At 70.8% G+C, this 7,506-nt stretch carries 5 protein-coding genes and 1 pseudogene; 4 read left to right on the top strand and 2 right to left on the bottom strand.

Features of this window, described 5'->3' with window-relative positions; all coding sequences use genetic code 11:
* Positions 1 to 939, top strand: a pseudogene (locus D7V93_RS45355) (hypothetical protein); the annotation flags it as partial.
* 7 nt (positions 940 to 946) lie between these two features.
* Here D7V93_RS45355 and D7V93_RS32775 read toward each other — a convergent pair.
* Positions 947 to 4,048: a cyclic nucleotide-binding domain-containing protein gene (locus D7V93_RS32775; RefSeq protein WP_120647128.1), complete on the bottom strand. Its 3,102-nt coding sequence runs from the start codon at positions 4,046 to 4,048 to the stop codon at positions 947 to 949.
* A gap of 217 nt (positions 4,049 to 4,265) precedes the next feature.
* Here D7V93_RS32775 and D7V93_RS32780 point away from each other — a divergent pair, with 217 nt between their 5' ends.
* The gene (locus D7V93_RS32780) at positions 4,266 to 5,063 is read left to right on the top strand and encodes an RDD family protein (protein ID WP_244237660.1); all 798 of its coding nucleotides are present in this window, start codon (positions 4,266 to 4,268) and stop codon (positions 5,061 to 5,063) included.
* Here D7V93_RS32780 and D7V93_RS32785 read toward each other — a convergent pair.
* Positions 5,060 to 5,578, bottom strand: coding sequence for a hypothetical protein (locus D7V93_RS32785; protein ID WP_120647130.1), 519 nt, complete (start codon positions 5,576 to 5,578; stop codon positions 5,060 to 5,062). The genes D7V93_RS32780 and D7V93_RS32785 overlap by 4 nt on opposite strands.
* A 103-nt stretch (positions 5,579 to 5,681) precedes the next feature.
* Here D7V93_RS32785 and D7V93_RS32790 point away from each other — a divergent pair, with 103 nt between their 5' ends.
* Together D7V93_RS32790 and D7V93_RS32795 are read left to right on the top strand one after the other, a co-directional pair.
* Complete coding sequence (locus D7V93_RS32790) at positions 5,682 to 6,743, top strand: tetratricopeptide repeat protein (RefSeq protein WP_208723233.1); 1,062 nt, start codon at positions 5,682 to 5,684, stop codon at positions 6,741 to 6,743.
* 28 nt (positions 6,744 to 6,771) lie between these two features.
* Positions 6,772 to 7,506 (top strand): FHA domain-containing protein (locus D7V93_RS32795; protein WP_120647131.1); only part of this gene is annotated, 735 nt, incomplete at its 3' end.

The raw sequence follows: 7,506 nt of genomic DNA on the forward strand, positions 1-7,506 counted from the left end.
GCCCCGACCTCCGCGCCCACGACGGACGAGGACGCTGACGAGGACGCGGAGGACCGGGATGAGGAGGCCGCGACGGAGCCGCATCCCGACGCCCTGCGCGAGGAGCTCACCGCCACCGTGCGCGCCGCCCTCCAGGACGCGAACCGCGAAGCCGCCGAAGCCGCCGAAGCGAAGGGGCCGCGCATCCAGCGCGAGCATCAGGAGAAGGGTTTCAACATCGACGCGCCCAAGGTGCGCCACGGCATCGTCTTCCTGGGAAGCTGGGAGTTCTGGGTGGCGTTCTTCGGGTCGCTGAGCGTGGTGCAGTGGGTGGTCGTCGCCCTCTCGCGCGACTTCCACACGGTCATCTCCCGCGAGGCGAGCATCGCCACCGGAGTGCCGCCCGAGGATCCGGAGATCCACCCGCGCGTGCGCGTCAACATCCCGTGGATGCGGGCCAAGCTCCGGCGCCGCTGGCGGGCCTTCATGCTCTTCGCGGTGGGCTTCCCCGCGCTGGCGGTCATCACCACGCCGGTGCTGTGGAGCAAGCCCGTGTTCACCACGCTCAGCACCGCCTGGGGCTTCTGGTGGCTCATCGTCTTCACCGCCGCCAAGAGTGACCGCGCCTGGGTGGCGCCCGTCACGAATCCCCCCTGGTTCCTCCGCGGCTGGGAGCGGATGGCGCACGCCCTGCCCTTCCTGCGCTGGGGCCCCTTCCACCGGTACCTGGGGATGTGGACGCGCAGGACCGAAGGCGTCGGCTCGCCCATCGCGGCCGTGGAGCGTCAGCCGTGGGCCTTCGCGGGCCTCGCGGCGACGCGCTTCCTGGGAACCCTGCCGCCCTTCCGCTGCTTCACGCGGCCCTTCATCCCGGTGGCCTCGGCGCACCTGCTCAACCTGGACCCGAAGCAGCCGCCGGTGGGGGCCCTCCCGCCGCCAGCGCACCGCGCGGGCGACTGACGCCGGCTCACACGTCGGTCGGGGCGTTGCCCTCGGGAGGCAGGCCGCCAATGCCCTCCAGCGGCACGTGGGGCTGCTGCGCGACGCCCAGCTCCAGCCGCTGCCCCGTCTCCCGCCGCGCGGGCAGGTCGATGACGCTCTGGAGCTGCTGGCTCACGGAGCGGAAGAAGCCCGTGAGCAGCTCCGGCCGGTCCGCCAGCAGGTCCAGGAAGTCGCGCCGGTCGATGACGAGCACGCGCGAGTCCACCGCGGCCACCATGTCCGTGGGACGGGGCGCGCCGTCGAGCAGGCTCACCTCGCCGATGGCCTCCTTCGCCTGGAAGCGCAGCACGTGCTCGCCGTTGCGGAACGCGTCCACCGCGCCCTCGACGATGACGTAGAGCGCGTCGCCCGGGTCGCCCTGGCTGTAGAGCCGCTCGCCCGTGCGGTACAGGGACTCGCGCGCCACCGCCGCGATGGCGGCGATGTCATCCACGTCGCTCTGGGAGAAGACGCTCACGCCTTCCAGCGCGAACATCCGTTGGACAATCGTGTCGCTCACTTCACCCTCCTGCGGGAGCACGTCCAGGCCGTTCACCCGCGCCACGTGGCGGGCACACGCGCGAAGCACCAGGTCCTCGCTCTGCACGAGCCCCGCCAGCCGCCGCCACAGCCGGCCCGGCGCTCCGGGCGGCAATTCGCGGTGGTGGGCCTCCACCTGCTCCATCACCAGCTCGCGCTCCTCCACCGCCACCAGGTTCTCCAGGAGCTCCAGCGCGTACGCGCGGCGCCGCGAGTCGGAGCCCACCAGGTGCTGGTGGATCCGCCGCATCGCCTGGGGCGGGTGCAGCAGGCCCAGCAGGAAGAACGACAGCTCCAGCGCCTGATCCAACCGGTCGCCCACCGCGCGCGTGAGCAGCGACTGCGGCCCCAGCGCCGCCTGCACGTCGCGGAAGGCCCCCACCAGCTGCCGGTACGTGTCGCGGCGGCGGCCCAGGGCCTCGTGGATGCGGTCCACGTCCACCGGGTGGTCCGGCTGCTCCTCGCGCAGGCGCGACAGCTGCGCGCCAATGCGGAAGTGCAGGCCCGCGTCGTCGCGCACGTTGGAGAACAACAGCGCGTTGAGCGCCGCCGAGGACCCGATGCCGCGCAGCACGCGGGGCAGCTGCATGCGCATCGCCAGGGGCGCGGCCTTGTTGTTGAGCTGCAGTTCCAGGAGCGGCGTCACCGCGTCGCCCAGTTGCACCAGCGACTCGCGCGCGGCCGGACGCTCCTCGCGCCAGGTGAGGAACGGCAGGAGGCGCGGCGCCAGCTCCACGTAGCCGCCCTCCCCCACCGCCACCAGCGCCACGCGCCGCACGGAGATGTCCATGTCCTCCAGGTAGAGCGACAGCGGCCCCGCGAAGCGCGGATCCTTCAGCCGGCCCAGCAGCCGCGCCACCTCGCGCCGCTCGGCCACCGGGGCATGATCCCCCTTCGACAGCAATTCGCGCAGCGACTCCAGCGCCGCCGAGTTCACCTGCGTGCGCATGAGCGCGCCAATGGCCGCGCACCGCAGGCCCACGTCGGGGCTCGTCAGCAGCGGCGGCAGCAGCCGCTCCGCGCGCTCCGGGGACAGGCGCGCCAGGGCCCACACGGCCTGGTCGCGGGGGCGCCGGGGGCCCTCCTCCACCAGCCGCTCCAGCATGGGCGCCAGCTCCCGCGCATCCATGGACAGGGCCAGCGTCACGCCGCGCTCCTGCACGCGCTCGTGGGGATGGGCCAGGAGCGCGGCCAGGTGCGGGCGCAGCGGCGCCTCCGCCTGCGCCAGCATGTCCACCGCGCGCAGCACGCGCTCCGGCGTGGGCGCGCCCAGCGCCTCCACCAGCAGCTTCTGCGCCTCGCCGCCCAGCTCCACCTCTTCCTCTTCGTGCGCGCCCACCTGCTCGCCCAGCGCCGTGAGGTACGCGGGCTTGAGGCGCACGAGCAGCAGGCCCAGCGCGGCGCACAGCGCCACCACCGCCACCGCCATGGTGATGCCGTTGGCCCCGCGCCCCGCGCCGATGAGCATCACGCCCGCCAGCACCACGCCGCCCTTGCGCAACAGGCCATCCACCGCGCTGCGCAGGCCCTCGCGCTGCTCGTCCGGCACCGCCGCGTAGAGCAGTTGGATGCCCACGGGCAGGATGGAGTAGCTCACCGCCGTCTCCACCAGCCGCAGCAGGTGCACCGGCCACAGCTGCCCGGTGGCCAGCGTGGCGCCCGCCAGCGGCGCGAGCACCACCGGCACCAGCGCCAGGTACATGAGCAGGCCCATGCGCTTGAGCAGCCGCTCCGCCACGAGCAGCTGGAAGGCCACGCAGAACAAGCCGATCCACAGCTGGAGCGAACCGAAGAGGGCCGCCAGCCCGTCCTCGCTCAGCGTGCCCTCCACGCGCAGCCGGAACAGGTAGTCCACGAAGGACGACAGCACCGCGAACGCGATGCCCAGCGCCGCGAGCACCTGCGCGTACGGACTCTGCCCCAGGTAGTTCCACGCCGGGAACCACGCCTGCAACGAGCGCGGCCGCGAGGGCGGCGCCACTTCCGTCTCGTTCAGGTGGTGGTAGATGGCCCCCGCGGCCAGCAGGCTCACCGCGCCGCTGACGACGACGACGGGCGTGCCCAGCCGCACCGCCAGCGCCTGCACCAGCAGGCCGCCCGCGATGCCGCCGCCCATGCCAAAGCCGTTGAGCACCGTGAACGCCCGCCGGGCCTCGCGCGCGTCGAACGCGGACGCCATGCGGCCCCAGAAGCGGAACGACACGAACGTGCTGAAGCAGTCCGCGAACAGGTACAGCGCCAGCGCCGGCATGCGCTGCCCCGCGGACAGCGCCGCCGCCAGCCCCAGCGCCAGCACCCCGCCCACGCCGGTGAGGATGCCGGGGGACTCCGTGGGCGCGTCAGGCCTGCCGCGCGGCAGGAGCGTGAGCGTCGCCGTCATCAACGCGCCCAGCAGGTACAGGTACGGCAGCGCCTGCGACTCGAAGCGCGACAGCACCAGCGCGTTCGCCGCCGTCTTGAGCTGCGTCACCCCGGCGATGAGCGCGAACTGGAAGACGCCCGCTGGCAGCACGCGGCGGTTCCAGGATGAGGTGTCGGAAGAGGCCACGGGCTCAGGGAGTGCGGGCAGGATAGCGTGGGAGCCCGCTATTCACGAATAACACTGTTCTGGCCAGCCCCGCACCTGCCCGCCGGAGGGACGGGGCTGCTCGCCCGCCTGCCCCCGTGTCCCGTCCCCACGCCTTGCGGCGGACTCCTTGCGGCCCCCACGGAATCCCATGGCGGACGCGGTGGGGACAGGGGCCACGTGGCATACAGTGGCGCCCGTGACACCTGCTCCTGACGACACCCTGCTCGACGGCACCCACACGGTGCTGACCCCGGAGTACGTGGAGTTCCGCTTCACGCTCGCGGGCGTGTACTCGCGCTTCCTCGCGTGGCTGCTGGACGCGGTCATCGTCGGGGTGGCCACGGCGGGGGTGCTGATGGTGCTGAACCTGGCGATGGTGGCGTTCCCGGGGTTCGCCAGCGCACTGGGCATCGTCGTCTACTTCCTCGTGGACTGGGGCTACGGCATCACGCTGGAGACCGCCTGGGCGGGGCAGACGGTGGGCAAGAAGGCCCTCTCCCTGCGGGTCATCCAGGAGAGTGGCGTGCGCATCGGCTTCTACCACGCGGCGCTGCGCAACCTGGCGCGCGTCGTGGACCGGCTGCCGCTGCTCTACCTCGTGGGCGGCACCGCCGCGCTCGCCACGCGCTCGCACCAGCGGCTGGGAGACCTGCTCGCGGGCACCATCGTCGTGCGCGAGCGCCGCCTCAAGGTGCCCTCCGCCCTGGAGACCCGGGGCGACGAGGGGCTGCTGGCGGATCCGCTGTTCGTCTCGCGCGTGAAGCGGCTGTCCACCGAGGAGCGGGAGGTGGTGCTGTCCGCCGCCCTCCGGCGCGAGGAGCTCCGGATGGAGGCGCGGCTGCGGCTGTTCTCCGCGCTGGGCACGCGGCTGCAGGACTCGCTCGCGATGGAGAAGCCCGCCCACCTCTCGGATGAGAAGTGGACGCTGCTCGTCGCCGCGGCCCTGCTGCCCGCCCCGAGCCGCCGCCCGGGGCGTCCGGCCGCCTTCGCCTAGAAGTACGCCGCCACGCCCGCCGAGCCCGTCAGCGACGTCTGCGTGTCCTCGTTGAGCGCGAGGTAGAAGTTGTACTGCGCGCGCAGGCCCAGGCTCACCGCGTCGGTGACGAAGAAGTCCACGCCGATGTTGGGCCCCAGGCCCACGAAGTTGCTGGCGGCGTCCTTGAGGACGATGAGGTAGCTCACGTCCGTGCCGATGTACGGCCGGATGCTCTCCTCCAGCAGCAGGTAGCGGATGCCCAGCGACGGGGCCAGGCCGATGACCCGCTTCTCCGGCGTGGCGAAGGTGTCCTTCGGGAACATCACCTTCGACAGGGAGACGACCTCGAAGCCGTTCTCGATGTAGAGGCTGCCCTCCAGCCCCAGGAAGGGCGTGCCCGCGAGTCCCGCAGTGCGTTGGAAGTCCATGTAGCCCAGCGACAGCCCCAGGCTGCGGTTGGAGAACTGGGCGTGGGCGGGGGTCGCGCCCAGCAAAGCGGCGAGCAGGCCAAAGGCACAAAGGTAGGTACGCATGGCGCGGCACTCTACAGCCGGCCTAACCCCTGGAAAACAGCGCTGATTCACGCGAAGGCCGGCGTTGCCTCGCGGGGTGGCGCTCTCCTACACTCGGCCCGCCATGCGTCTTCGCCGCCTCGTCCTTACGCTGACCGCCGCCGTCTCCCTGTCCACCACCGCGTGTCTCAACACGCCGCCCCCGCACGAGCGGGCGCTCATCAACAATGAGCTGTGCGCGCAGGAGATGGCCAACGGCGATCTCCAGAAGGCGGAGACCTACTGCAACCTGGGCCTGGAGTTCTCCCCCCAGTACGCGGACCTGTGGGCCAACAAGGGCCTCATCGCCATGTACTCGGGCAACAAGCCCAAGGCGAAGGACTTCTTCATCAAGGCCCTGCGCTACAACCAGGAGCACCTGCAGGCCTACCAGAACCTGGGCGTCCTCTACCTGGAGGAAGGCGCCTACGGGAAGGCCCACGACAACTTCAAGCGCGCCCTGCAGGTGAACCCGGACAACCTGGAGTCGCGCTACGACCTGGGCCTCACCTTCATGAAGATGGGGAAGAAGAAGGAGGCCCGCAAGGAGTTCGACACCCTGCTCGCCGTCAACCCCAACGTGGCCAACGCCCACCACAACCTGGGCATCATGGCCTACGAGGAGAAGGACCTGGAGACGGCCTTCGAGCACATCTCCCAGGCCGCCCAGCTCACCCCGGACTCCGCGGAGGTGTGGCACGACCTGGGCACGGTGCTGCTGGAGCAGAGCCGCTTCCCGGAGGCCCGCGAGGCCTTTGGCAACTGCGCCCGGCTGGATGAGAAGAACTCCAGCTGCATCAACAACCTCGCCGTCGCCCAGCGCAAGGCGGCCCTCACGGACTCCGCCCTCAAGGAGCTCAAGGACACCCAGACGGCGGAGAACAGCGCCCCGGCCATGTACCTGCTGGCGCGCCAGTACCGCGAGAAGGGCCTGCTCACCGAGGAGGAAGGCGCCTACCGCAAGTGCGTGAAGCTGGACGCCAAGTTCGCGCCCTGCCACTTCGGCCTCTTCCAGATCTTCTCGGACGCCCACAAGCAGACCCACGCCGAGGCGGCCTGCAAGAACTTCATGAAGTTTGGTACCTCCGAGGAATTCCCCACCGAGTATCAGACGTGTGAGAGATTCCTGGCCAACGACTCATTCTAGCCGTCCCTTCGGGTAGCGACTCCACGCGATGAGCGTCCGTCTGACCGTCACGCAGCGCAGCGAGGCCGGAGGCGCCTCGGGCAAAGAGGTCGTCCTCGACGACCCCATCATCACCTTGGGGCGCGACAAGACCTGCCAGGTGGTGCTCCCGCAACAGGCGGTGTCGCGCAACCACGCGCGCATCAGCCAGGAGGGGACGCTCTACTTCCTGGAGGACCTGGGCAGTGCCTACGGCACGAAGGTCAATGGCAAGGCCCTGCCCCAGGGGGAGAAGGAGCTGCTGCGCAACGGCGACATCATCGCCATCGCGCAGTTCGACGTGCGCTTCGACAAGGTCGTCGAAGTCCAGCAGGACGTGAGCGACAAGACGTCCTTCCTCGCGCGCGGCAAGTTGAAGGACGTGCTGCGCGGCAGTGACGAGCGCTTCCTGCGCTACATGAACGGCCCCCGCGAGGGCCAGCGCATCGAAATCAGCGACGCGCAGGAGCACGTCTTCGGCCGCGACGAGAAGGAAGCGGACGTCATCCTCAAGGACGACCTCGTCTCGCGCCGGCACGCCAAGGTGCGCCGCGACTGGTCCGGCACGCACGTGGAGGACCTGGGCAGCCGCAACGGCATCAAGGTCAACAAGAAGCGGGTGAACCGCAAGGCGCTCAAGGACGGCGACGAGCTGGAGATTGGCGCCACGCGCTTCGTCTACGTGGACCCGGCCGAGCCGCCCGACGAGCAGCCGGTGAACCTCTCCACGGACGTGGACCCCAGC

Source organism: Corallococcus llansteffanensis, from assembly GCF_003612055.1.
In the GTDB taxonomy this organism is placed as follows: domain Bacteria; phylum Myxococcota; class Myxococcia; order Myxococcales; family Myxococcaceae; genus Corallococcus; species Corallococcus llansteffanensis.

Bases quoted from the DNA above. Each gene is read 5' to 3' on its own strand.
- D7V93_RS32790 (WP_208723233.1), top strand. From the start codon at position 5,682: ATGCGTCTTCGCCGCCTCGTCCTTACGCTGACCGCCGCCGTCTCCCTG.
- D7V93_RS32785 (WP_120647130.1), bottom strand. From the start codon at position 5,578: ATGCGTACCTACCTTTGTGCCTTTGGCCTGCTCGCCGCTTTGCTGGGC.